Below are 22897 nucleotides of genomic sequence, written 5' to 3' on the forward strand. Positions count from 1 at the left end.
GAGCACCCCACCAGCACACTCGGCCGGTGTGGGCTCCTTACCACCGTTCGGTGGAAGGCGCTCCTTAGAAAGGAGGTGATCCAGCCGCACCTTCCGGTACGGCTACCTTGTTACGACTTCGTCCCAATCGCCAGCCCCACCTTCGACGGCTCCCTCCACAAGGGTTGGGCCACCGGCTTCGGGTGTTGCCGACTTTCGTGACGTGACGGGCGGTGTGTACAAGGCCCGGGAACGTATTCACCGCAGCGTTGCTGATCTGCGATTACTAGCGACTCCGACTTCACGGGGTCGAGTTGCAGACCCCGATCCGAACTGAGACCGGCTTTTTGGGATTCGCTCCACCTCACGGTATCGCAGCCCTTTGTACCGGCCATTGTAGCATGCGTGAAGCCCTGGACATAAGGGGCATGATGACTTGACGTCATCCCCACCTTCCTCCGAGTTGACCCCGGCAGTCTTCGATGAGTCCCCGGCCGAACCGCTGGCAACATCGAACAAGGGTTGCGCTCGTTGCGGGACTTAACCCAACATCTCACGACACGAGCTGACGACAGCCATGCACCACCTGTGAACGGCCCCGAAGGACCCGACATCTCTGCCGGATTACCGAACATGTCAAACCCAGGTAAGGTTCTTCGCGTTGCATCGAATTAATCCGCATGCTCCGCCGCTTGTGCGGGCCCCCGTCAATTCCTTTGAGTTTTAGCCTTGCGGCCGTACTCCCCAGGCGGGGCGCTTAATGCGTTAGCTGCGGCACAGAGAACCGGAGAGGCCCCCCACACCTAGCGCCCAACGTTTACAGCGTGGACTACCAGGGTATCTAATCCTGTTCGCTCCCCACGCTTTCGCTCCTCAGCGTCAGTATCGGCCCAGAGACCCGCCTTCGCCACCGGTGTTCCTCCTGATATCTGCGCATTTCACCGCTACACCAGGAATTCCAGTCTCCCCTACCGAACTCAAGCCTGCCCGTATCAGCTGCAAGCCCACAGTTGAGCTGCGGGTTTTCACAGCTGACGCAACAAGCCGCCTACGAGCTCTTTACGCCCAATAAATCCGGACAACGCTCGCGCCCTACGTCTTACCGCGGCTGCTGGCACGTAGTTGGCCGGCGCTTCTTCTCCAGGTACCGTCACTCACGCTTCGTCCCTGTCGAAAGAGGTTTACAACCCGAAGGCCTTCATCCCTCACGCGGCGTCGCTGCATCAGGCTTCCGCCCATTGTGCAATATTCCCCACTGCTGCCTCCCGTAGGAGTCTGGGCCGTGTCTCAGTCCCAGTGTGGCCGGTCGCCCTCTCAGGCCGGCTACCCGTCGTCGCCTTGGTAGGCCATCACCCCACCAACAAGCTGATAGGCCGCGAGCCCATCCCACGCCGAAAAACTTTCCACACCCGACGATGCCGTCCGATATGAATATCCGGTATTAGCCCCCGTTTCCGAGGGTTATCCCAAAGCCTGGGGCAGGTTACTCACGTGTTACTCACCCGTTCGCCGCTCGAGTACCCCGAAGGGCCTTTCCGCTCGACTTGCATGTGTTAAGCACGCCGCCAGCGTTCGTCCTGAGCCAGGATCAAACTCTCCAACAAAACCAACGTTGGTGAATCAATCACCCGGCAACAAACATGTTGTCACCAAAGGAATCCCAGACACGATCACCCTCGAAAGGGACACCGTGCCACGGGGTAAATTTCAATTGGCACTGGCTTAACAAGCACCCTGTTGAGTTCTCAAACAACCAACACACACCGCCGTGGTCCGCGATTTCTCGCTCGCCTCGTCCGGGGCAACTGCTCCACCTTACCAGTTCGCTTTCCGTTGTCAAGTCCGTTGTCCGAACTTTCTCACTTCCAGCGGGTTTCCCGAGCATAGCAAGGCCGCCGTTTCCGGCGATCTTGTTTCGGGAGATCCGATCGCACCGGCCGACACTGGAGCTTGTCGCTCGCTTGCCCGCCCGGCTCGCCACCGGCTTTCCTACTCTACCAGCCCGATCCGTCCTGTCAAGTTCGCGTTTTCCGCTTACCGACCGTCTGAACCGTTTCTCCCGCGCGCGTCAACCGCGCCGTTTCCGGCGCCAGACTCGCTTGGGATTTCGGTAGGCCGACCGGCCCTCGCGGGCCTGCCCGGTTCCCTACCGGCTGGGAAACCTTACCTGGCCGGCTTCGCGATCGCAAATTCGCGTTCGCACCACCCAGAGTTTCTCAAATCCGACGTTCTGGTTGTTTCCGCCCAGCCCCTCGGACGTGGAGAACCTTACGGACCTTGCCGTGTCGGAGTCAAATCGGCACGTCAGCGCCCTATAGACGGCGGTTGGCCAGGCTCGGCAGGGTCAGGCGAATCTCTTCCAGCCGCTCAAGATCGAGGTCCGCGAACGTCACACCAACGACGTCGGGGGCCTGGGCGACGACCGTCCCCCACGGGTCGACCACCATGCTGCGCCCGAAGCAGGTGCGATCGGGGTCATGGTTGCCGATCTGGCCGGCGGCGAGCACATAGCACTGGTTCTCGATGGCGCGCGCCCGCAGCAGCACCTCCCAGTGGTCCCGGCCGGTGTGCAGCATGAACGCCGCCGGCACCACGAGGACGGTCGCGCCGTCGATCGCCAGCGCGCGGTACAACTCCGGGAACCGCAGGTCATAGCAGACCGACAGGCCGACGCGGACGCGCTCGACATCGACGCAGGCCGTCGTCCCGCCGGGGGCGACCGTCTTCGACTCGTGATATGAGACACGCCCCGGGATCTCTACGTCATAGAGGTGGATCTTTCGATACGTCGCGGCGAGCGCGCCGGACCGATCGAAGACGAGCGACGTGTTGTACGTGTGCTCGGCGTCCGGCCCGGTCTCGTGGAACGACCCCGCGTGCACCCACATGCCGAGCTCCCGCGCGGCGTCGGCGAAGAACGCGGCGAACTCGCCGTCGACGCCCTCGGGCTTCGGCGCCGAGTGCGCGCGGCCGAGGTAGTCCACGTACTCCGGCAGCATCGCCAGGTCCGCTCCCCCGTCCGCGGCCCGCTGCAGCAGCTCGCGAGCCACCCTGAGGTTGTCGGACCGGTCGTCACGGGCGTTGAGCTGGCACACCGCTACGCGCATACGGCCAAGCCTACGGTCAGCCGGCGGTCAGCACGAGGGCCACGGCGGCCAGGCCCAGCCCGGTGATCTGCAGCGGCCGCATCCGCTCCCGATCGACGGCCACGGCGAGCACGACGGTCGTCACCGGATACAGCGAGGCCAGGGGCGCGGCGACGCTGAGCACGCCGTTGCGCACGGCGAAGAGATAGAGCGCATTCGCGGCGACGTCGAAGGCTCCGGCGGTACCCCCGAGCAGAACGGTGCCGCCCGGAACACGCACCGGCACGCGGAGCGCGCGCATGGTCACGAGCAGGCCGGTGACTCCCGCCACCCGGCCGGCGAGCAGCGGCCACAGGCCGGAGGCGTCCGAGGTCTGGGCCACCAGCGTGAAGTAGCCGCCGAACAGCACGCCGGACAGCAGCGCGAGGCCCGCCAGCGCGCGGGAGGCGCGGGCGCCGCCGCGGGGCCCGGCGCTGACGAGCGTGATCGCGGCCACCGCGAGCACCGCGCCCGCGAGCGCCGGAGCCGACGGCAGACGATCGAGAAACAGACCAAGCAGCAGTGGTACCGCCGCGGTCGTGGTCGCCGTCAAGGGCGCGACGACCGACATCGCGCCGCCGGCGAGCGCCCGGTAGAAGATCACCAGTCCCGCGTTGCCGACCAGCCCGGAGGCCACGCCCCAGGCGAGATCGGCGAGGCCCGGCGCGCCGGGGCGGGTGATCAGCAGCCAGCCGGCGAGGAGCGGGATGCCCGCCGTCTCGGCGACGAGGGCGACGACGAAAGAGTTGGCGCGCTGACTCGCCTTGCCGCCGGCGAAGTCACCCGCACCCCAGATGAGCGCGGAGGCCGCGGCGAACACGAGGGACAGCACGCAGACGACGATATCAGCATCGATTCCGCGCTGCTGCGAGTTTTTCCGTGGTACCACCGAAGCTTGACGACGATTTCCCTGACATTGGACGGCGGGAATCCGTGGCCGGAACGCGCAGTGACCCGGGACACTGTGTCCCGGGTCACTGGTTGGTCTTGCTCAGGCCGACTTCTCCTCGCGGTCCGCCCGGCGCCGGCCGACCCGGTGGGCGGCGAGGTCCCGCGGCACGATCGTCGGGATGACCTTCTCCAGCACGACCTCGCGGGTGATCAGGACCCGGGCGATGTTGGGGTTGCTGGGCACCTCGTACATCACGGAGAGGAGGACCTCTTCCATGATCGCCCGCAGCCCGCGGGCGCCGGTGCCGCGCAGGATGGCCTGGTCGGCGATCGCCTCCAGGGCCTCGGGCGCGAACTCGAGCTCGACGCCGTCGAGCTCGAACAGCCGCTGATACTGCCGCACGAGCGCGTTGCGCGGCTCGGTGAGGATCTTGACCAGCGCGTCGCGGTCGAGGCTCTTGACGCTGGTGATGACCGGCAGGCGCCCGATGAACTCGGGGATCAGGCCGAACTTGAGCATGTCCTCCGGCATGACGTCGCTGAAGGCGTCGTCGGCCGTGCGGTCGGTGATCGAGCGCAGGTTGGCGCCGAAGCCGGTGCCGCCCTTGCCGACCCGCTGCTGGACGATCCGGTCGAGGCCGGCGAAGGCGCCACCGCAGATGAAGAGCACGTTGGACGTGTCGATCTGGATGAACTCCTGGTGCGGGTGCTTGCGCCCGCCCTGCGGCGGCACGTTGGCCACCGTGCCCTCGATGATCTTCAGCAGCGCCTGCTGCACGCCCTCGCCGGAGACGTCCCGGGTGATCGACGGGTTCTCCGACTTGCGCGCGATCTTGTCGACCTCGTCGATGTAGACGATCCCGGTCTCGGCCCGGCGGATGTCGTAGTCGGCGGCCTGGATCAGCTTCAGCAGGATGTTCTCGACGTCCTCGCCGACATAGCCGGCCTCGGTGAGCGCGGTGGCGTCCGCGATCGCGAACGGCACGTTGAGCATGCGCGCGAGGGTCTGGGCCAGGTGCGTCTTGCCGCAGCCCGTCGGGCCGATCAGCAGGATGTTGGACTTCGCCAGCTCGACGCCGTCGCCGCCGGAGCTGCCGCCGGACTCGGCCTGCACCCGCTTGTAGTGGTTGTAGACCGCCACCGCGAGGGCCTTCTTGGCCTGATCCTGGCCGACCACGTATTGGTCGAGGAAGGCGCAGATCTCCATCGGTTTGGGCAACTCGTCGAACTTGACGTCGCCCGACTCCGCAAGCTCTTCCTCGATGATCTCGTTGCAGAGATCAATGCACTCATCGCAGATGTAGACGCCGGGTCCGGCGATCAGTTTCTTCACCTGCTTCTGCGACTTGCCGCAGAAGGAGCACTTCAGTAGGTCGCCGCCGTCGCCGATCCGTGCCACCTACGATCTCCCTGCCTTCGGCCGGACCCTACGTCCGGATCGCATCCCCTGCCGCGCGGAGCGACTGGCGCCCACGTTGGCTTCTGCCTCGACGTTACCTGGTGGTCGCCCGTATTCCGACCCCCTACGCGGGGGTGTCTTTCGAGCAGACTCCCAATGGCCGGTTTCCCGGCCCCGCCGCGGCCCGTCCCGGCTCCTCGGCAACCTCATCGGCTCGCCGAACCCGGAGGTTAGGCGAGCCGACGAGGGTCCTGCTCAGCGGGCTCAGCTGCCCGACGCCACCAGGCTGGACTTCTTGCGGCTGACCAGCACGTTGTCGACCAGGCCGTATTCCTTGGCCTCGTCGGCGGTGAGGATTTTGTCGCGGTCGATGTCCTTGCGGACCTTCTCCACCGGCTGGCCGGTGTGGCGCGACACCATCTCCTCGAGCTGCGTGCGCATCCGCATGATCTCGCGGGCCTGGATCTCGATGTCCGAGCCCTGCCCGTAGCCACCCTCGGTGGCCGGCTGGTGGATGATGATCCGGGAGTTGGGCAGGGCGAGGCGCTTGCCCGGCGTGCCCGCCGCGAGCAGCACCGCGGCCGCGCTCGCCGCCTGGCCCAGGCACACCGTGAGGATGTCGGGCCGGACGTAGAGCATGGTGTCGTAGATCGCCGTCATGGCCGTGAAGGAGCCACCGGGCGAGTTGATGTACAGCGTGATGTCCCGGTCCGGCTCGGTGCTCTCCAGCGTGAGCAGCTGCGCCATCACGTCGTTGGCTGACGCGTCGTCGATCTGCACGCCGAGGAAGATGATCCGGTCCTCGAACAGCTTGTTGTACGGGTTGGTCTCCTTGATGCCGTATGACGTGCGTTCGACATACGACGGCAGGATGTAGCGGTTGTGCACCTCGCGCAGCGCCGGGGGCAGACTCAGATCGGTCATGGCTTCGCTCCTCAGGCCAGGGTTCCGGCGCCTTCCGGAGCCTGCTGGGCCCCGGTGATCACCTTGTCGATGAAGCCGTAGTCCCGCGCCTCTTCGGCGGTGAACCAGCGGTCACGGTCGGAGTCGGCCTCGATCTGCCCCAGCGACTGCCCGGTGTGGAACGCCACGCGCTCCTGGAACATCCGCTTGGTGTAGAGCATCTGCTCGGCCTGAATGGCGATGTCGGAGGCCGTGCCCCCGATGCCGCCGGACGGCTGGTGCATCATGATGCGCGCGTGCGGCAGGGCCATGCGCTTGCCCGCCGCACCGGCGCACAGCAGCAGCTGACCCATCGAGGCGGCCATGCCCATCGCGACAGTCGCCACGTCGTTGCTGACGAACTGCATGATGTCGTAGATCGCCATGCCCGAGTAGACCGAGCCACCGGGCGAGTTGATGTAAAGCCAGATGTCGCGCTCCTCGTCCTCGGCGGCGAGCAGGAGCATCTGGGCACAGATACGGTTGGCAACCTGGTCGTTGACCTCGCTGCCCAGGAAGATGATCCGCTCCTTGAGCAGACGGTTGAACACCGAGTCGTCGAGCGTCAGGCTCGTGTCCGCGCCCCGACCGCGCCCGTGGGGCGCGGGACTGACTGGCGACGCTGGAATATGCAGGTCGGTCATGGCAGCCCTTCGCAAGAGTCTTGTACTTGCCGACCCTAACCGGTGCGGGGAGCGGCAGCTTCCCGTGCTGACCGCATTTCGCTATGAGCGCACCGTGGTTGCGGGACGACGCTTTGACCCCCGGCTCCGGTGAGGGCCGGGGTTTTTCGGTTTAGCCCCCGGCCTTCAACGTTAGTGGTTGTGGCCCTCGTGGTCGCCGTGATCGTGACCCTCGTGCTCGTCGACCGCGCCGCGCAGGTCGTCGAGGCTCAGCGCGTTGCCGTCGCTGTCGACAATCTTCACCCGCTCGAGCACCAGCCCGAGCGCCTTGCCGCGGCGCACGTCACCGAAGACCGCGCCCGCCACGCCGGCCTGGACCAGCTGGTCGTAGTACTGCTGGGGCCCGACGCCGGCGCGCTGCGCCCGGTGGACGATCTCGTGGCCGAACTCGTCGTCGCTGACCTGGATGTCCTCGGCGTCGGCCAGGGTGTCGAGCACCAGCTGCACCTTCACGCCCTCGACGGCCGCCTCGTTGAGCTCGGCGTCCATCTCCTCCGAGGTCTTGCCCTCGGTCTCCAGGTAGTCGTCGAACGAGGCGCCGATCCGCTGCAGCTGGTCGTTCATCGACTCCTTGCGCGACTCGACCTCGTCCTTCACCACGCCCTCCGGCGCCGGGACGTCGGTCGCGTCGATGACGGCCTTGAGCGCGAGGTCACGCGCCGCGTAGAGCTGCTCCATCCGCTTCACCCGGGTGAGCCGCTCGCTCAGGTCGGCCTTGAGCTCGTCCAGCGTGTCGAACTCGCTCGCCAGCTGCGCGAACTCGTCGTCAAGATCGGGCAGCTGCTTGTCCTTCACCGACTTCACGGTGACGGACACCTCGGCGTCGCGCCCCTCGAACTCCCCGCCGACCAGCTGCGTGGTGAAGGTGGTCGAGTCCCCGGCTCCCAGGCCCACCAGCACGTCGTCGAGCCCGGGCACCAGCTGGCCGCTACCCACCTCGTGCGAGACGTTGGTCGCGCTGCCGCCCGGCACCTCTTCGCCGTCGACGGTCGCGACCAGGTCGATCTGGACGTAGTCACCGACCAGCGCCGTGCGCTCCACGGTCTTCAGCGTCGCGAACCGGTCGCGCAGCCCCTTGAGCTGCTCGTCCACGTCCTCGTCGCTCACCACGAGCGCGTCGACGGTCACCTGGATCTCACTGAGATCCGGAAGCGTGATCTCCGGCCGCACGTCGACCTCGGCCGTGAACTTCAACGGCTGCCCGTCGGCGAACTCGGTGATCTCCACCTCGGGCCGCCCGAGCGTCTTGACCTCGTGCTCACGGACCGCGGCCAGGATCTGGGTCGGAATGACCTCCTGCACCGCCTCGTTCAACACGGCGCCGCGCCCCACCCGCTGGTCGATCACCGCGGTGGGCACCTTCCCCCGCCGGAACCCGGGGATACTGACCTGCGAGCCGATCTCCCGGTACGCCTTGCGAAGACTCGGCTCCAACTCGGCGAACGGCACCTCGATTTCGAGCCGCACGCGCGTCGGGCTCAGGGTCTCGACGGTGCTCTTCACAGGACTTTCTCCCTCATTGGTACGGCATCTGGACTGGCGGCTGCCTTTGACTTCCCGGTCGGGGTGGCGGGATTTGAACCCACGGCCCCTCGCTCCCAAAGCGAGTGCGCTACCAAACTGCGCTACACCCCGGTGGTGTGCGTCGGCAAGTGTATGCGCTCCGCCCGGCACCGCGCCGCTCGGTATGCCGCTGTCGCACACCGTGGACCCCTGCCCCCCACCGCGGGCCCGGAGGATTCGCTACCATGGACCGGCACCCGATCCCCGGGACCGCACGCGGGCGTAGCTCAATGGCAGAGCTTCAGTCTTCCAAACTGACGGTGGGAGTTCGATTCTCCTCGCCCGCTCTCTGTATCCATTCCGAGGGGGAGCTTCGCTCCACCCACACCCCCTCAACCGCACCGCCAGGCTGGCTAGCAGCGCAAACGTCCTCACCTTCACCCAGCCTCAGCCGCGCTCCACATGCCGGCGAACATCGGCCCCACCCCGACTTCGATCTTGATCTGGCCGCCCGACCGAAGTTGCCGAAACGCGTCAGCGCCCCCGCGCCGCCGGTGAAGAGGAGAGCTACTGCTCCTCCCCCACGAATTCGCCCACCAGGTGACCAGCGAGCGCCCGATCCACGGTGTAGTCCCCGCAGTCGGTGATCACGTCCCACCCGTCGGGCGCCGCACGGCGCAGGAACCGGAAGTCTCCGTGATCATGCGCAACCCGGCTCGACACCAACGGTTTTTCATGATCACGGAGTGCTGATGTACCCCCGTGTACCACAAGTCTCCGGGATCATGGCAAACCCGATATGCGGCCACCGCGGGCATCATGATCACGGAGACATACGTCCGCCGCGGACGTGACCAGCTCCATCGGGTCGATCAACTTAGGGCCATAATCGGCCTTACACTGCTGTGCCGTGCGGGGTCCATCCACTACGGTCGAACACATGAGCGCACAGCCCGACAGTCGTATTGCCTCGGAGTGGCCCGGGGGCGCGAGCAGGATCCGCCGCCGAACGCTAGGTGCTTCCGTACAAACGCCGTACAGTCGAGGTGACATACCGCTTGGCCGAAGGGAGGGCGACATGAACCCGAAGACGGAGCGCATCGAGGTGCGCGCCGACGAGGTCAGCAAGTCGCGGATCTCGGAAGCCGCCGAACTGCTCGGTGAACCCGTGTCGGCCTTCGTGGTGCGAACGGCGCGCGCCGAGGCGGACAGGGTGCTCGCGCGAGCGCACCGGACCATCATGCCCGCCGAGCAGTTCGACGAGCTCATCGCCGCACTCGACGAAGCGGACGAGGCGCCGGCGCTGACCGAGATCGCCAACCGTCCTCGACGTTTCCGGCGCGTGTGAAGTTGTTCAGATCAAGCCGGCTCAAGGACACCCACCAGCTCGATCAATTTCAGTGCGGCGAGCCGTCCCTCGACGTATGGCTCAAGGAACACGCTCGCCGCGCGCAACTTGCCGGCACCTCCCGCACATACGTGTGGACGCCGGAGGACAGCGGTGACGTCGTTGCCTACTACTCGATCGCACCGACCCGAGTCGAGCGGGCCGAGCTCACCCGCGGACTGGCGGCCGGATTCAGCGTCATCCCCGCCTACCTGCTGACCCGTTTCGCACTGGACCGCTCGCTGCAAGGGCAGAACCTCAGCGACGACCTGCTGCTCGACGCCATGGAGGTCCTCACCAAGGCCGCCGGCGTCGCGGGCGGCCGGCTGATCGTTGTAGACGCGATCAACGCGCAGGTGGCGGGCTACTACCAGCGCCGCGGGTTCCAGCCGATCAAGGGCGACCCGCTGCGGCTGGTCATGAAGGTTGCCACGGCCAAGCGCGCGCTGAGCACGGGCATGGTGAAGGTCACGGCGCAGGGAGGCCTCACAGCCCTCGTCGTGTCCGGCCCGGACGGCGAGACAACGCCGGTCGTGGCGTCTCCGGACGACCTTCGGGCGATTGCCCGAGCCCTCGAGGCCCAGGCAGACGACGCCGCACGCAAGCCGATCACCATGGATGCGCTGAAGGACGCGATCAAGACGGCGCTTGGGCGAGATCCGTTCGACATCGCTTGACCCGAAGGCATCACCACCAGCGGATTGGGAAGGCGCCCAGCTTCGCCTCGTGTTGGGGGTCGGGGTGGTTGGCGGGCTTGGTGCAGCGGACCTCCACGTCGCCCGAGGCGGTTGGGGTGGTCTTGGTGGGGTGCCGGTACAGCTCCCGGGCGGCGTTGACGCCGGTGGCCACAGGCGCGGCGACGGCACGACGGTGCGTCCTCATCACGCCTCACCGCCGTCCGGGACGGTCGGGGCCGGGCCGAGGCGGCAGGCATCGCAACGCTCGACGTCCGGCGGCAGCGGCGCCGGGGCCTGGCAGGTGGTGCAGGTGCGCCACACGGCACCGCCGGCAGCGCGCACCTGGTCGCTGGTGCCGCGCATCCTCTGCTTGATGAGCAGCCGCGCGGGGACGCAGGGCCACAACAGTCCGCATTCCGCGCAGGTCCAGCCCGGCCGCAGCACGCGATGCCGCTCGGCGTCGCGGTAGAAGCGCTCCGTGTAGAGCCCTCACGATCGTGTCCCTGCGCGCTGGGCGAACGACCCGCCGCGTGAGGGCCGCGGATCGAGAAATGCGCAAGGCTCGCTGTTAGGAGATAGCGTGCAACCACACAGGGTGATGACCCCGCACCACGAAACGACCCGCACTTTTGTGCGGGTTAGGGACCGAAGTCGGCGGTTGTCCTCAGTCGGCCATAAGTGCGTTGAGCTGCTCAACAAGCCAGGCGGGCTGGAATCGCTCGATGACTTCAGCGCCAGTGCCGGACTTGGTCGGCACCTCTCCGGGTTGCCCAGTGTGAACGTCGACCAGACGAACGCCGGCACCGCGCAAGACGGCCAGGCTGGCGGACCACGCCGGGTGGCCCCAGAGCTTGTCGTTCACCATCGGCACGACAAGCGTCGGCAACCGCATCCCGATCGCCTCACAGACCTGCCCGAGCGCGTACGTGTCCATCGCGCCGGCCGCGGCCTTGTTGATGGTGTTGAAGGTCGCCGGACAGACCACAAGCGCCGCCGGCGGATCGGCGCGGCGCTCCAGCGTCGGCGCCCGGTAGTCGAACTGCGGCGGCCGTCCGGTCAGCCCCTCGACCGCCTCTGCGTCCAACCATTCACGCGCAGTAGGCGTACCCACCACGCGCGGCAGCCAGCCAGCACCCTGAAGGGCCGCCACCAGGTCGCCAGTGCGCAACGTCAATGGAGCGCCGCACACGACGACCGTTACCGAGCGATCAGCCACGCCCGCTAGTCCAGCACACCCGCCCGGACCGCCAACCGATGCAGGGCACTGGTCGTTGACCGCTTCTGCCGCGCCAGCATCTCGCGGACCAACTCCCGAGCCATCACGTTGTACCGGATCATCTCCGGCACCGTCCGCTCCGCTTCCATCAGATGCAGCAGCGCATCAGCGTCCCGCTTGCGCTGCACCTGCGCCCAGGCCAGGTCGAGGTGGACCTGTGCCCGCCGGCTGTTGAGCCCGACCGGCAGCCGCTCCGGATCGACGGCCTCCGCCGCGCGAATCGCCTCCGCCGGGTCGCCCAGTTCGGCCGCCACCGACACACGATGGATGGCTACGTTCGTCGGCCCGAACGCCGTCCAGGCGAAATTGCCATCTTGCCCGAGCATCGTGGCGAGCGTTTCGGCCTGGTTCAGCCGCCGCCACGCCTCACCGCGATCGGTGCGCCGCCCGGCAATCACGGCGGCAATCAGCCAGAGCGCACCAGCCACGGAGACCACTACCGGCTCTTCCGGCCGTGCCTCGCGCTCCATCACCTCGGCCATCTGCACCGCGAGCCCCTCAGCGTCTTCGGCGCGGTCCGCCCGCAGCAGCGCACACACCACCTGATAGGCCGCCACTCCACGCGACTCAGCCGAGTCCGCGTCGACTGCCGCTGAAGCCGCACGATCGGCAGACAACAGCGCGAGATCAGCCGCCCCCATCTTCGTAAGCAGCTTCGCGGCCATGGCGTAGGCGTTCACATAACTCGCCAACGCGTCCCGCCGACGACCCCCGCTCGCGGTCGACCGCAGCGGATCGGCGAGCGACAGCAAGGCGGGCAAATCCTGGACCACACGCTCATACTCGGCCGCCTGATACGCGCGATGCGCCGCGTTCACGCGCTGACGCACGTCGACCACGTCGACCTGGTCGTCGGACACCACACCAAGCAGACTGTCGTACCGGCCGAAAAACCGCCGGACGTCATCAAGCCCGTCGACAAGCGGGCTTCCACTCGGCGCGTACTGCCACGGCTGGCCAGTCAACGCCTCGACCTCAACATTCAGAACTTTCGCTAGGTCGAGCAACACGGACAATCGATCAACGGACCGAACGCCCCGCTCCACCTGCGATAGCCACGACTCCGACCGACCCACAAGGCCCGCCAGCGCGGACTGGCTCAGCCCTCGCCTGCGCCGGTATGCTGCGACCCGCTCGCCAACCGATCCGGATACCATCCGTTAAGTGTCGCAGAGAACTCCGGCAATTCAAAGCCACAGGTAGGCGATCATTGCAATATTCGACTCTACGCGACAACCTTCAGTAGCTCTGCGCAGCGCGCCTGATTTTTGAAAACATTACCCGGATAAGAATTTGTGGGAAAAGCGACAGTTATCGCGTCGAGCAACCGATCGGCATCCTCGGAGACCTTGACATACGCTGCGGAAAAGTCGAAGTCCGGGCTACTCAGCAATTTCTTGCCAATTCGGTTGAGAATTACGTGCGCAATCATCCTGCGCCCATTCACGGCGACGCCCGCCCGCAGGTTGTCACTCGTAGTGGCCACCTCGTCCATCCGAGCATCAACCGCGCGGACGACTTGGACTGCACGATGAAGCAGAAGGCCATTCGTCGTTGGATTGAACAGCGCCCTGTACGGCCCTCCCTCACGGTCGAAAAGCCGCGAAACTTCGCGTTTTGCCAATACTACATGCGACAGCTCAGTAGACGCGCACGCCAGAGCCACGGCCGCCTGCCTGACATCAATAGCCTTCTCCGGATCTTTCTGTACTGAAACCTCACCGGCACGGAGAATGTAGTCGAATCCGAGAACACGGAGTTCCTTGGCCAACCGGTGCTGTTCATCGTCGAGAAACGCGAAATCCTGAGACGAAACAACGTTTTGAGTATTTGCGAATCGCGTAATTCGTCGCGAAAGGTCTGCATCGTCCGACGCCACCTCAATGCATCGGACCGCTACATATGCCCGACCCAAAGAATCGTAAAGGCCCTCCTTCGCCGCTCGACCCAATGTCGACACAGTCTGTGCACCATTGATGACGCTCGCATCCTTCAATTTGAAATATCCAGCGTCCCGGTTCGTCGAGCCCGCCAGACTCCTCTCGATCTTGGAAGCCAGGATCGTGATTCCGTTATTGTAGTACCAAAACTTCTCCGGTTCCTCGGTAACGGTTCTAAGAATTCCCTCGTTGATCTCCGATCGCGGCAATACGACTCGAATATTCTCCGCGAAAAGGCTCACTCCGTGCTTACTGAACCAGTCGGCGACCAACACAGCGTTCGCTCGGCCATAGAAAGCCGGAACAGGCTCTAGAGTTCGGCCCCAGTCGAGCATGTGGACTTCGAGATCGACAGCCTTCCGCTGCGGCTGCGCAAGTGCATCGAAGAAGGTGCCCTGTGTATAAACACTTGCGGTCGCGATCTTTCTGTCGTCCCCAGCGTCGTTAAGAGTCGCAAGCAGGTCGCTAATAGGCTGATTCACCTCTTCAGCCAAAGCATTACTGGCGGTAGTCGCCAGCACCAACACAAGCTGAGTTCCAGGCGTTTGCATAGCTGTTCGAACAGCGACCTTCGTGGTCGGAGAGCATGTCGGTATTCCTTCCGAGGAAAAATCGAGTAGGTACCGAACCCCGTCTACAAACTTAAGGACCGATCCAAGGTCGATCGAACCAGTTCCATCTTTCCGCCATTTGGACTGAACAACCACGACAAGCTTCGCGCTATCGTCGACCGCGATTGCATCAATGCCGCGATCACCCTCGCCGTCCGTGATCTCCACCAGAGCTACACCATCTACAGCGGCGGGACCCAGAGCAACGTCGATCGCGTGACGCGCCAAGAGCCGTGAAAGGTTGTTGTCGTCGTCCAGCGAGTCCAGCCAGTACGACCCATATTTGTTTCTCAGGTGCGTTTCAATCTGGCGCACGTGAAGAAGACTCACTGACCCCTCCCGGATTCTCGGCCGGCAGCAGCATACTTGATTGCCTGGAGCTACGAGGCGCCGGAGGGCCATCCGGCACTCCGCGGCACCAGCGTTGCCGAATATGGCTCATCCAAATCAAGCGCCGGCTTCGCCGGCCAAGCCGCAGCGCTTGAGGTTCAGCCGACCCACTCAGGATCGTTGGTGTGCTGTAGGTATCGATTGCGGGCTTCGCCGTTAACAAGTTCCGTATGCAGTGCAAACGACACAAGCGGTCGCCAGGTCCTCTTGTGGGCGAGCCGAACCTCAACCGTGACGTCGTAGGGGCCGCCGGCTAAATCAGTAGGCGCGTTGGTGCGACCAAACTCGATGAAACGCTCAACAGCCTGCCTGCCGTTCAACGCAATTGGCGAGGGCAGCGCTCGACCGCCGCCGGATGCAGCCGGCTCAAGCCTCGGCTGGATGGAGTACCACGAAACGAGCAGCGGCAGCGCGGTGTCTTCACGCGCAGCAATACCCACAATACGCAGGCGGAAATCGAGTATGACGATCGGAGCTGGGCCTGTGTTGTAGAGGACAAGCGGCAGATTCAACAGCAGCTTCGAACCGCCAAACGCACCCGCGTACGAAAGCGGCGGGTATGCGCGAAGCCGACCGCGCCTGACCTGTATCCACCAGAAGGATGCAATGGTGAATAACAACGCCAAAAACGAGACTATTACCGCGGGCGTGACGGAGGAGCCTGTCGACGCATTCGCGGCGATGTTTGCCATTTGCCACGTGTACCACTCCGTAACCCGGAAAGCACTACACGAACGTAGATCTTTTTGCGTACGTTCGTCGTGGTGCGGACCGCTGCTCCCGCCGACACCGGTCGCTTCGCTCCCTGCCGACTCCGCGTGTAGTTGCGGTCTGCCTCCGGCGGGTCCTCTGGCTCCGGGGAGGTCGCTCCGCTCCCGCACCGTCGTCCAGGCCGAGCCGAGCAGACCGGCGCCGGGTGCAAGCCGCTTCGCGGTCGCCTTCGGCGAGCCTGGCCCACCCGACGCCGCCCCGCTCCCCTGAGGGTGGACGACGGCATACGGGAGGGTCGCTAGGCCCGCTACGGCCATCTGGGGCGCGGGAACAGGACCACTGGGGCGAACGCCGCTCGCGCTCGGCCTGCTGGCGGCGCAAGCGCCGGCATCGGCCGGCGCGGCGGCTCACTCAGGTGTCCGGAAGCATGATCGAGCCGGGCCATTTGCGGGCCATTCACCCCGTCCGCCAGAGGTCACGAGCGGGCACGACGGGGCAACCCGCCGGGCCGCCCACCAGGCGATCCGGACAGATCACCCCGTCGCGAGACGATCTTCCAAACTGACGGTGGGAGTTCGATTCTCCTCGCCCGCTCTCTGTATCCATTCCGAGGGGGAGCTTCGCTCCACCCACACCCCCTCAACCGCACCGCCAGGCTGGCTAGCAGCGGAAACGTCCTCACCTTTCACCCAGCCTCAGCCGCGCTCCACATGCCGCCGAACCTCGGCCCCACCCCGACTTCGACCTTGATTCGGCCGCCCAACCGAAGTTGCCGGCACGCGTCAGCGCGCCCACGCCGCCGGTGAAGAGGAAAGCTTCCGCTCCTCCCCCACGAATTCGCCCACCAGGTGAGCAGCAAGCGCCCGATCCACGGTGTAGTCCCCGCAGTCGGTGATCACGTCCCACCCGTCGGGCGCCGCACGGCGCAGCAACCGGAAGTCTCCGTGATCATGCGCAACCCGGCTCGACACCAACGGTTTTTCATGATCACGGAGTGCTGATGTACCCCCGTGTACCACAAGTCTCCGGGATCATGGCAAAGCCGGTATGCGGCCACCGCGGCATCATGATCACGGAGACATATGTCCGCACCGGCCGCGCAGATTGGCGATTGCGCCCAGCGGGTGCGACATCCGCACCGCCGCGCCGAGAGGCCGGCGCCGATCACCGCCGTGCCCCGCGGGCGCCCTAACCCGCAGCCGCCTGAGCATCAATTAATAGGGCCATAACTTGGCTTGTGCTGCTATATTGCGCGGGTTCGACCCGGTGCAGCGGCTGGATGAGGTGGAGGCGCGCTGGACCCCCCGAGGAGCGGGAGCAGCGTCGGCGTGCACTGCTGGCCAGGATCGCGGCCGCGTGAACTGATCCGGCGGGGCTAGCGCCAGCGGATTGGGAAGGCGCCCAGCTTTGCCTCGTGTTGGGGGTCGGGGTGGTTGGCGGGCTTGGTGCAGCGGACCTCCACGTCGCCCGAGGCGGTTGGGGTGGTCTTGGTGGCGGGGCAGGTCTTCGCGATCTCCATGACCGACGACCTTAGCCGAACATACGTACGAAAGCAGCCGCGATCAAGGAATTGACCTGCGGAAACGTCCGGCATGTGCCGCGCCGTGCCCGATCATCCCAATTCTGGCAGGGCGGCGGCGCGGGTGTTGAGGTACCGCTGCTGGGGCAAGGTGCCGGCCAGCGAAGCGGCCTTCAGGTAGGCGGCGCGGGCGGCCGGCGCGTCGCCGGACATCTCCAGCAGGTGGCCGCGCACGGCGTGCAAGCGGTGGTCGCCCGACAAAGCGTCCAGGTCGTCGATCAGGGCCAGGCCGGCGGCGGGGCCGCGGGCCATCGTCACCGCCACGGCATGGTTCAGGGCCACGATCGGGCTCGGGGCGCGGCGCATCAGCAACGCGTACAGCGCGACGATCTGCGGCCAGTCGGTCTCGGCGGCCGAAGGGGCCTCGTCGTGGACGGCGGCGATCGCGGCCTGCAGCTGGTACGGGCCGGGCACGCCGCGGGGCAGGGTCGCGGTGATCAGCTCGACGCCCTCGGCGATCTGGGCCGGGCTCCAGCGGGAGCGGTCCTGTTCGGCCATGGGTACCAGCGAGCCGTCCGCGGCCGCCCGGGCCTCCCGGCGGGCGTCGGTGAGCAGCATGAGGGCCAGCAGGCCGGCCGCCTCCAGATCGTCCGGCAACGTGCGGTGGACCAGGCGGGTGAGCCGGATGGCCTCGGCGGCCAGGTCGGGGCGGTGCAGCAGCGGGCCGCGGGTGGCCGTGTAGCCCTCGTTGAAGATCAGGTACAGCACCCGGAGTACCACTTCCAGGCGGTTGTGACGATCCGCCGGGTGCGGCAGCGCGAAAGGGACCCCGCTCACCCGGATTCGCTGCTTGGCGCGGCCGATCCGGCGGGCCATCGTGTCCTCGGGGACCAGGAAGGCGCGGGCCACCTCCGCCGTCGTGAGGCCGCCCACGGCCCGCAGCGTGAGCGCGATCTGCGCATCGGGCTTCAGCGCCGGGTGGCAGCACATGAACAGCAGGACCAGCGAGTCATCGGTGTCCGGCACGGCCGGGGGTACATCCACGGACCAGGCGAACTCGCGCCGCCGACGAGCCTCCTCTGCGCGCAGCAGGTCGGTCAGGCGGCGGGCGGCCACCGCGATCAGCCAGGCCCGCGGATCGTGGGGCGGGTCCCGCGGCCACTGGCGGGCGGCGGCCAGCAGCGCCTCCTGGACCGCGTCCTCCGCCGTGTCGAAATGTCCGTATCGGCGCACGAGCGCACCGAGGACCTGCGGCGCGAGGGCGCGCAGCAGGTCCTCGAGTGCGGCCATCAGAAGCCGAGCTCGCTGGACGACTCGACGATGGGGCGGACGTCGGCATACGCGCTGGCGGCGACCGCGGGCGGTGCCGGGCACTTGCCGAGGCGCAGCGCGATCTGGGTGGCCCGGTCGAAGCTGTCGCACTCGACGATCCAGTAGCCGGCGAGGACCTCCTGCGTCTCGGCATACGGGCCGTCGGTGACCACGCCGGCCGCGCCGCCGACCCGCCGGGTGTGCACGGGTGCGTCGAGCGCGCGGGTCTCCACGAGCTCGCCGGCCTCCTCCAGCTCGCGGTTGAAGTCCGCCATGAACGCGCCCATGGCGGCGAAGTCCTCCGGCTGCCACGGCGACTCGTCGGCTGCGCCCGGTTTGCCGGCCATCGCGTCGTAGTCGCGCTGCGACGCGTAGCTCAGGATCATGTACTTCACGGTCGGCCCCTCTCCAGGATCGGTGTACTCGCGGGCTACGTCGGAGCCGCCGCGCGCATCAGGACAGGAATCCGGGACCGGATCATGTGCCGAGCTGGTCGGCCATGTCGTGCTTGGTGCCGATCAGCTCGAGCATCGGGACCGGCCGGCGGCTCATCCGGTCCAGCTCCCGCGCCTCCCGGCTGAACAGCGGCGGCGCGGTGCCGAGGCCGGCGTCGAGCGGGCACTGCGCCACCTCGTCGCGCCAGCCGGGCCAGCGCCAGCTGCGGTAGAACTGGTCGACCGCGCCGGCCAGCATGGCGTAGAGCCAGTCCGTATAGCCGAGAGTGAGGTCCTCCCAGCGCAGCGTATCCGGCGCGAAGTAGTGGATGGTGGGCTTCCCGTCGCTCTCGCCCTGCCGCCACACGAACTCGCCGCCCATGATGTCCTGGGCCACGACCAGGCCGGCCGCCTCGAACACCGCGTTGACCGCGTGGATGTCGGCCAGCCGGCGCCGCGGGTTGCCGGACCCGAGGACCCGCAGCCAGCCGCCGTCGACGACCAGGCCGCCGCTGCCGTACACCAGCGCGCCGAGCCAGGACCCGGTGCCCACCTGCAGCCGGTGCAGGCAGGACGCGGCCCGGTCGGGGTCGGTCGGCAGGATCTCGACGGCATACGGGGAACCGGTGACCGCGGCCTCGATCTCGGCCCAGGCGGACCGGTCATCGGAGATCAGCTCCGCCAGCGAGCGCACCCGCCAACTGTACGGCCGGGGCCCGGACGGACACGAACGACGGAAAGAGCGCCTGAATGATGGTCATTCACGTTTCTCAGACTGTTGACCATCGGATACTAAGAGTCACTATGCCGGATATGACTCGTCGCTGGTTGATCACTGGTTGCTCCACCGGTCTCGGACGCGCGCTCGCCGAGGCGGTCGCCGCGTCCGGGCAGCATGTGCTGGCCACGGCCCGGCGCCCGGAGACGCTCGAGGAGCTGCGGGACCGCTACCCCCGGACGCTGGCCACCTGCGCCCTCGACATCCGCGACCCCGACGACTGCCACAACGCCGTCCACGCCGCGCTAGCCCGCTACGGCGGCGTGGACGTGCTGGTCAACAACGCCGGCGTGGGCCACTTCGGCGCCGTCGAGGAGGTCACCGACGCCGAACTCGAGGCCCAGCTGGCGGTGAACCTGGTGGCGCCGTGGCGGCTGACCCGGATGGTGCTGCCGCTGATGCGCGCCCAGGGCTTCGGCGACATCGTGATGGTGTCCTCGACCGCGGGCCGGATGGCTCACCCGGGGCTGGGCGCCTACGCGGCGGCGAAGTTCGCGCTGGAGGGCATGGTCGAGACCCTGGCCCTGGAACTCGCCGGCAGCGGGGTCCACGCGATGGCGGTCGAGCCCGGCGTGTTCGCCACCGAGTGGGGTGCCTCGCTCACCGAGTCGGAGCCCGTCCCGGCGTACCACCGGACCGTGGAGCCGATGCGGGCCGGTTTCCGGGCCCTCAAGAGCCTGCCGATCGCCAGTCCGCCGGAGCGCTTCGCGAGCGAGCTGCTGCGGCTGATCGCCGCCGAGGAGCGGCCGGTGCGCACGCCGGTGGGCGAGGACGCCTGGACGACGCTGCTCGACGCCGCCCAGCGCGACTACACGGCGCTGCTCAACACGCGGCCGGTGCCGGCAGCGGTGTGACGAGGCTGGCGCGCAGCGCGGACAGCTCGCCCGGCGTGAGGCCGTACTCGCGCGCCCAGCCCTCCATGTCCCCCCACCGCTCCCGCACCAGGTCCAGCATCCGGGTCATCAGCTGCGCCTCCGGCTCCCACATCGGCAGGGATACCGGGCGCGGCGGCAGGCCGAGGCGGTCGACGACGACGGCGACCCGCTCGTGGATGGTGGGCATCGCGGCCGCGGTGGCGGCGTAGTCGGCGGCGATCGCCTCCTCGGGCACGCCGAGCAGGCCGAGCACGACCGCGGCCAGCACGCCGGTGCGGTCGCAGCCGGCCTCGCAGTGGAACACCGCCGGCAGGGTCCCGGCGCAGGCCAGGTGGCGCACCGTGCCGGCCAGCACCGGCCCCTTCTCGGTGAGCATCGCCACATAGTGCCCGACGAGGTCCTCCGCGCCGCTGACGTCGGCGATCGGGGCCGAGTAGTACTCGACCCGGGCGCCGGCCAGCGGGCCGCGGCCGAGCTGCTCCACCTCGTACTCGCCGCGCAGGTCGATCACGGTGGACACGCCCAGCCCGCGCACCAGGTGCTGGGCGTCGGCCGGGGTCGCGTAGGCCAGCGAGTCGCTGCGGAAGAGCACGCCCGGGCGCACGGTGCCGCCGGCGGCCGGCAGCCCGCCCAGGTCGCGGAAGTTCACCAGCCCCTCGAGCTTGCCGGCCGATGGCCGCCGGCGGCGGCGCCACCTCACCGGATGAGGCCTTCCACCGAATGGTAGAAGTTGACGAACCAGTCGACCTCGCGCAGGTAGGCGATGCCGGCGCCGGCCAGGAACAGGCCCGTGATGGCGTGCGCGCCCTTCGCGCTGCGCCGCAGGCGGCCCAGCCGCTGCTCGATGATGAGCCGGCCGAGCAGCCGGGACAGCGCGAACACGCCGACGGCGACCCCGAGCACCACCAGGAACGCGATGAACGGCCCGGTCAGGCTGCCCTCGCTGTCCAGCGCCCACAGGCCCCAGCAGATGAACGCGATCACCGCGCCGGTGCCGGTCAGCTCCCAGCCGATCTTCAGCTGGCGGGCGCGCTCGCCGCGGGGCGGCTCGTAGCGCGGGCGGTGGTACTCCTCCGGCTCGGCGGGCATCATGCCGGTCGGGTCGGGCGCCGGCCGCGGGATGACCTTGGCCCGGCCGCGCATCTGGGGCACGCCCTCGGCGTTCACCGCCACCCCGCTGGGCGAGACCGGCACACCGGACACGGGCGGAGCGGAGACCGGCGGCGCCATCGTCTGCAGAGCCGTCGCACCGGTACCCCCGGATCGCAGCGCCACCAGCTCGCGCTCCAGCCGCTCGATGCGCTGGTAGGCGTCGGTCTCGGTGCCGCTGATCGACGGGCGGGCCCGGCCGACGGCCCGGGCCGTCTCGGTCGACTCGGTCTCGTGCCAGTCGCAGCCGACGTCGGGCAGCCCGGCCCGGCGGACCAGCTCACCCAGCTCGGCCAGCCAGGCCGGCAGCTCGCGGGTGGCCGGGCGGTCGGCGGGCCGGTCGGCGAGCGGGGCGTGCAGGTGGTCGCGCAGCGCGGGGATGCGCTCCAGCAGCGGGTGGCGGCGCAGCACGTTCCACGGCGGCGGGGAGGCCTCGTGCGGGGCGTGCTGGTCGCTGCGGCCGTCGACGCGCGGGTAGGCACCGGTCACCATGAAATACGCCACCGCGCCGTAGCCGTGGACGTCGTACGCCGGGCCGACGTACTTCACGCCGCCGAACGCCTCCGGGCCGCCCGACTCCGGCGTGTAGGCGATCTGGGTGATCTCCTCCTCGCGGAAGTACCGGGCGCCGGTGAAGTCGATCAGGCGCACCTCGCCGGTGGCGAGCACCATCAGGTTGGACGGCTTCACGTCCATGTGCAGCACCGGCGTGGCGCCGCTCTCCTGCGGGTTGTGCAGGCTCTGCAGTACCGCGGCCAGGGTTTTCAAGGCGGACACGGCGTTGAGCCGGCGCGATCCGGGCGCGGTGCCGGACCGCTGCACCACGTACTCACGCAGGTTGACCCCGTGCAGGTAGTCATACACCTGGTAGGGCACGGCGTCGCCGGGCGCCGGGCGCTCGCCCGGCCGGTGCGGCGGCGGCCCGTAGAAACCGTCGGCGCGCCGGCAGATGCCCGCGACGCCCCGGTTGTTGAGGTCCATGAGGGCGGCGTCGCCCTTGTCCCAGGAGCGCAACTCGTCGGCGATGGGCCGCTGCGGATCGACGCGGAAGACCTTGACGGTCATCGGCGCCGAGGTGACCCCGCCGCACACCCGCACGGCGCGGTAGACGTCCGCCTGGCCGCCGGAGCCCAGGTGGGCCACCAGACGGTACCGCTGGAACGTCTCGGGCAAAGGGCTCGCCGGACCGCAGACGAGGTCCAGCAACGCACCCTGCGTCATCACACCACTCCCCCCAGCAATGGCCTTGCAACCCCCACGCTTCTGAGAGTAACGAGCGCGCAAATCGGTCGCGCTGAGTGGAGGTCACGAGGTAGA

Annotated in this window: 22 protein-coding genes, 2 tRNA genes, 1 rRNA gene and 1 pseudogene; 4 read left to right on the plus strand and 22 right to left on the minus strand. The window is 67.6% G+C overall.

Annotated elements, in window-relative coordinates; genetic code table 11:
- Positions 1–68 precede the first annotated feature (68 nt).
- The 8 genes from ACQPXD_RS49800 to ACQPXD_RS49835 form a co-directional block, all read right to left on the minus strand.
- Positions 69–1583, minus strand: a 16S ribosomal RNA gene (locus ACQPXD_RS49800).
- A 708-nt stretch (positions 1584–2291) separates the two neighbouring features.
- Positions 2292–3086: a carbon-nitrogen hydrolase family protein gene (locus ACQPXD_RS49805; protein ID WP_432831149.1), complete on the minus strand. Its 795-nt coding sequence runs from the start codon at positions 3084–3086 to the stop codon at positions 2292–2294.
- 16 nt (positions 3087–3102) lie between these two features.
- Complete coding sequence (locus tag ACQPXD_RS49810) at positions 3103–3936, minus strand: EamA family transporter (RefSeq protein WP_432831151.1); 834 nt, start codon at positions 3934–3936, stop codon at positions 3103–3105.
- Positions 3937–4095: 159 nt separating this feature from the next.
- Entirely contained in the window at positions 4096–5394 is a 1299-nt protein-coding gene (gene clpX, locus ACQPXD_RS49815) for an ATP-dependent Clp protease ATP-binding subunit ClpX (RefSeq protein ID WP_432831153.1), read from the minus strand.
- Positions 5395–5658: 264 nt separating this feature from the next.
- Positions 5659–6318, minus strand: coding sequence for an ATP-dependent Clp protease proteolytic subunit (locus tag ACQPXD_RS49820; protein WP_350616060.1), 660 nt, complete (start codon positions 6316–6318; stop codon positions 5659–5661).
- A gap of 11 nt (positions 6319–6329) precedes the next feature.
- Positions 6330–6980, minus strand: coding sequence for an ATP-dependent Clp protease proteolytic subunit (locus ACQPXD_RS49825; RefSeq protein ID WP_432831155.1), 651 nt, complete (start codon positions 6978–6980; stop codon positions 6330–6332).
- A gap of 171 nt (positions 6981–7151) precedes the next feature.
- On the minus strand, positions 7152–8522 hold the full coding sequence (gene tig, locus ACQPXD_RS49830) for a trigger factor (protein ID WP_432831157.1): 1371 nt from the start codon (positions 8520–8522) through the stop codon (positions 7152–7154).
- A 58-nt stretch (positions 8523–8580) separates the two neighbouring features.
- Positions 8581–8654: transfer RNA gene (locus ACQPXD_RS49835), tRNA-Pro, on the minus strand.
- A gap of 144 nt (positions 8655–8798) precedes the next feature.
- On the opposite strand from ACQPXD_RS49835, the gene ACQPXD_RS49840 reads away from it, so the two are divergent.
- Positions 8799–8869, plus strand: a tRNA-Gly gene (locus ACQPXD_RS49840).
- Positions 8870–9089: 220 nt separating this feature from the next.
- Here the strand turns inward: ACQPXD_RS49840 and ACQPXD_RS49845 are convergent.
- Entirely contained in the window at positions 9090–9245 is a 156-nt protein-coding gene (locus ACQPXD_RS49845; RefSeq protein ID WP_432831159.1) for a hypothetical protein, read from the minus strand.
- Positions 9246–9600: 355 nt separating this feature from the next.
- Here ACQPXD_RS49845 and ACQPXD_RS49850 point away from each other — a divergent pair, with 355 nt between their 5' ends.
- On the plus strand, positions 9601–9870 hold the full coding sequence (locus ACQPXD_RS49850) for a DUF1778 domain-containing protein (protein ID WP_432831161.1): 270 nt from the start codon (positions 9601–9603) through the stop codon (positions 9868–9870).
- Positions 9867–10586 (plus strand): hypothetical protein, encoded by a 720-nt coding sequence (locus ACQPXD_RS49855; protein ID WP_432831163.1) that lies wholly within the window; start codon positions 9867–9869, stop codon positions 10584–10586. The genes ACQPXD_RS49850 and ACQPXD_RS49855 overlap by 4 nt, the downstream gene beginning before the upstream one ends.
- A 10-nt stretch (positions 10587–10596) precedes the next feature.
- On the opposite strand, the gene ACQPXD_RS49860 is transcribed toward ACQPXD_RS49855, so the two are convergent.
- The 11 genes and pseudogenes from ACQPXD_RS49860 to ACQPXD_RS49910 all read right to left on the minus strand — a co-directional run bounded on the left by ACQPXD_RS49860 (position 10597) and on the right by ACQPXD_RS49910 (position 19472).
- The gene (locus ACQPXD_RS49860; RefSeq protein ID WP_432831165.1) at positions 10597–10791 is read right to left on the minus strand and encodes a hypothetical protein; all 195 of its coding nucleotides are present in this window, start codon (positions 10789–10791) and stop codon (positions 10597–10599) included.
- Entirely contained in the window at positions 10791–10949 is a 159-nt protein-coding gene (locus tag ACQPXD_RS49865; RefSeq protein ID WP_432831167.1) for a hypothetical protein, read from the minus strand. Before ACQPXD_RS49865 ends, ACQPXD_RS49860 begins: the two co-directional genes overlap by 1 nt.
- Positions 10950–11250: 301 nt before the next feature.
- On the minus strand, positions 11251–11802 hold the full coding sequence (locus ACQPXD_RS49870) for a flavoprotein (RefSeq protein ID WP_432831169.1): 552 nt from the start codon (positions 11800–11802) through the stop codon (positions 11251–11253).
- A 5-nt stretch (positions 11803–11807) separates the two neighbouring features.
- Positions 11808–12872 (minus strand): hypothetical protein, encoded by a 1065-nt coding sequence (locus tag ACQPXD_RS49875; protein ID WP_432844376.1) that lies wholly within the window; start codon positions 12870–12872, stop codon positions 11808–11810.
- Positions 12873–12890: 18 nt separating this feature from the next.
- Positions 12891–13019, minus strand: a pseudogene (locus ACQPXD_RS49880) (helix-turn-helix domain-containing protein); the annotation flags it as partial.
- 68 nt (positions 13020–13087) lie between these two features.
- A complete protein-coding gene (locus tag ACQPXD_RS49885) occupies positions 13088–14728 on the minus strand; it encodes an AIPR family protein (RefSeq protein ID WP_432831171.1) in 1641 nt (546 codons plus the stop codon).
- Between the two features lie 173 nt (positions 14729–14901).
- Positions 14902–15495 (minus strand): hypothetical protein, encoded by a 594-nt coding sequence (locus ACQPXD_RS49890; RefSeq protein ID WP_432831173.1) that lies wholly within the window; start codon positions 15493–15495, stop codon positions 14902–14904.
- A 1394-nt stretch (positions 15496–16889) separates the two neighbouring features.
- Positions 16890–17033 (minus strand): hypothetical protein, encoded by a 144-nt coding sequence (locus ACQPXD_RS49895; protein WP_432831174.1) that lies wholly within the window; start codon positions 17031–17033, stop codon positions 16890–16892.
- 93 nt (positions 17034–17126) lie between these two features.
- On the minus strand, positions 17127–18323 hold the full coding sequence (locus ACQPXD_RS49900; RefSeq protein WP_432831176.1) for an RNA polymerase sigma factor: 1197 nt from the start codon (positions 18321–18323) through the stop codon (positions 17127–17129).
- Entirely contained in the window at positions 18323–18730 is a 408-nt protein-coding gene (locus ACQPXD_RS49905) for a YciI family protein (RefSeq protein WP_432844237.1), read from the minus strand. Before ACQPXD_RS49905 ends, ACQPXD_RS49900 begins: the two co-directional genes overlap by 1 nt.
- Positions 18731–18821: 91 nt before the next feature.
- Positions 18822–19472, minus strand: a complete 651-nt coding sequence (locus ACQPXD_RS49910; protein WP_432831178.1) for a DUF2625 family protein — start codon at positions 19470–19472, stop codon at positions 18822–18824.
- A gap of 119 nt (positions 19473–19591) precedes the next feature.
- Between ACQPXD_RS49910 and ACQPXD_RS49915 the strand changes: the two genes are divergently transcribed.
- Positions 19592–20410: an SDR family oxidoreductase gene (locus tag ACQPXD_RS49915; protein WP_432831180.1), complete on the plus strand. Its 819-nt coding sequence runs from the start codon at positions 19592–19594 to the stop codon at positions 20408–20410.
- Here ACQPXD_RS49915 and ACQPXD_RS49920 read toward each other — a convergent pair.
- Together ACQPXD_RS49920 and ACQPXD_RS49925 are read right to left on the minus strand one after the other, a co-directional pair.
- Complete coding sequence (locus ACQPXD_RS49920; RefSeq protein WP_432831182.1) at positions 20379–21131, minus strand: tyrosine-protein phosphatase; 753 nt, start codon at positions 21129–21131, stop codon at positions 20379–20381. The genes ACQPXD_RS49915 and ACQPXD_RS49920 overlap by 32 nt on opposite strands.
- Positions 21128–22801 (minus strand): serine/threonine protein kinase, encoded by a 1674-nt coding sequence (locus ACQPXD_RS49925; protein ID WP_432831184.1) that lies wholly within the window; start codon positions 22799–22801, stop codon positions 21128–21130. The genes ACQPXD_RS49920 and ACQPXD_RS49925 overlap by 4 nt, the downstream gene beginning before the upstream one ends.
- Positions 22802–22897 lie beyond the last annotated feature (96 nt).

The organism is Dactylosporangium sp. CA-092794 (genome assembly GCF_050948465.1).
Lineage (GTDB): Bacteria > Actinomycetota > Actinomycetes > Mycobacteriales > Micromonosporaceae > Dactylosporangium.

What these genes read in the sequence shown, in the direction of transcription:
- ACQPXD_RS49890 (WP_432831173.1), bottom strand. Translation starts at nt 15,495, where the DNA reads ATGGCAAACATCGCCGCGAATGCGTCGACAGGCTCCTCCGTCACGCCC.
- ACQPXD_RS49900 (WP_432831176.1), bottom strand. Translation starts at nt 18,323, where the DNA reads ATGGCCGCACTCGAGGACCTGCTGCGCGCCCTCGCGCCGCAGGTCCTC.
- ACQPXD_RS49850 (WP_432831161.1), top strand. Translation starts at nt 9,601, where the DNA reads ATGAACCCGAAGACGGAGCGCATCGAGGTGCGCGCCGACGAGGTCAGC.
- ACQPXD_RS49895 (WP_432831174.1), bottom strand. Translation starts at nt 17,033, where the DNA reads ATGGAGATCGCGAAGACCTGCCCCGCCACCAAGACCACCCCAACCGCC.
- ACQPXD_RS49905 (WP_432844237.1), bottom strand. Translation starts at nt 18,730, where the DNA reads ATGATCCTGAGCTACGCGTCGCAGCGCGACTACGACGCGATGGCCGGC.
- ACQPXD_RS49820 (WP_350616060.1), bottom strand. Translation starts at nt 6,318, where the DNA reads ATGACCGATCTGAGTCTGCCCCCGGCGCTGCGCGAGGTGCACAACCGC.
- ACQPXD_RS49825 (WP_432831155.1), bottom strand. Translation starts at nt 6,980, where the DNA reads ATGACCGACCTGCATATTCCAGCGTCGCCAGTCAGTCCCGCGCCCCAC.
- ACQPXD_RS49915 (WP_432831180.1), top strand. Translation starts at nt 19,592, where the DNA reads ATGACTCGTCGCTGGTTGATCACTGGTTGCTCCACCGGTCTCGGACGC.
- ACQPXD_RS49925 (WP_432831184.1), bottom strand. Translation starts at nt 22,801, where the DNA reads ATGACGCAGGGTGCGTTGCTGGACCTCGTCTGCGGTCCGGCGAGCCCT.
- ACQPXD_RS49805 (WP_432831149.1), bottom strand. Translation starts at nt 3,086, where the DNA reads ATGCGCGTAGCGGTGTGCCAGCTCAACGCCCGTGACGACCGGTCCGAC.
- ACQPXD_RS49860 (WP_432831165.1), bottom strand. Translation starts at nt 10,791, where the DNA reads ATGAGGACGCACCGTCGTGCCGTCGCCGCGCCTGTGGCCACCGGCGTC.
- ACQPXD_RS49865 (WP_432831167.1), bottom strand. Translation starts at nt 10,949, where the DNA reads ATGCGCGGCACCAGCGACCAGGTGCGCGCTGCCGGCGGTGCCGTGTGG.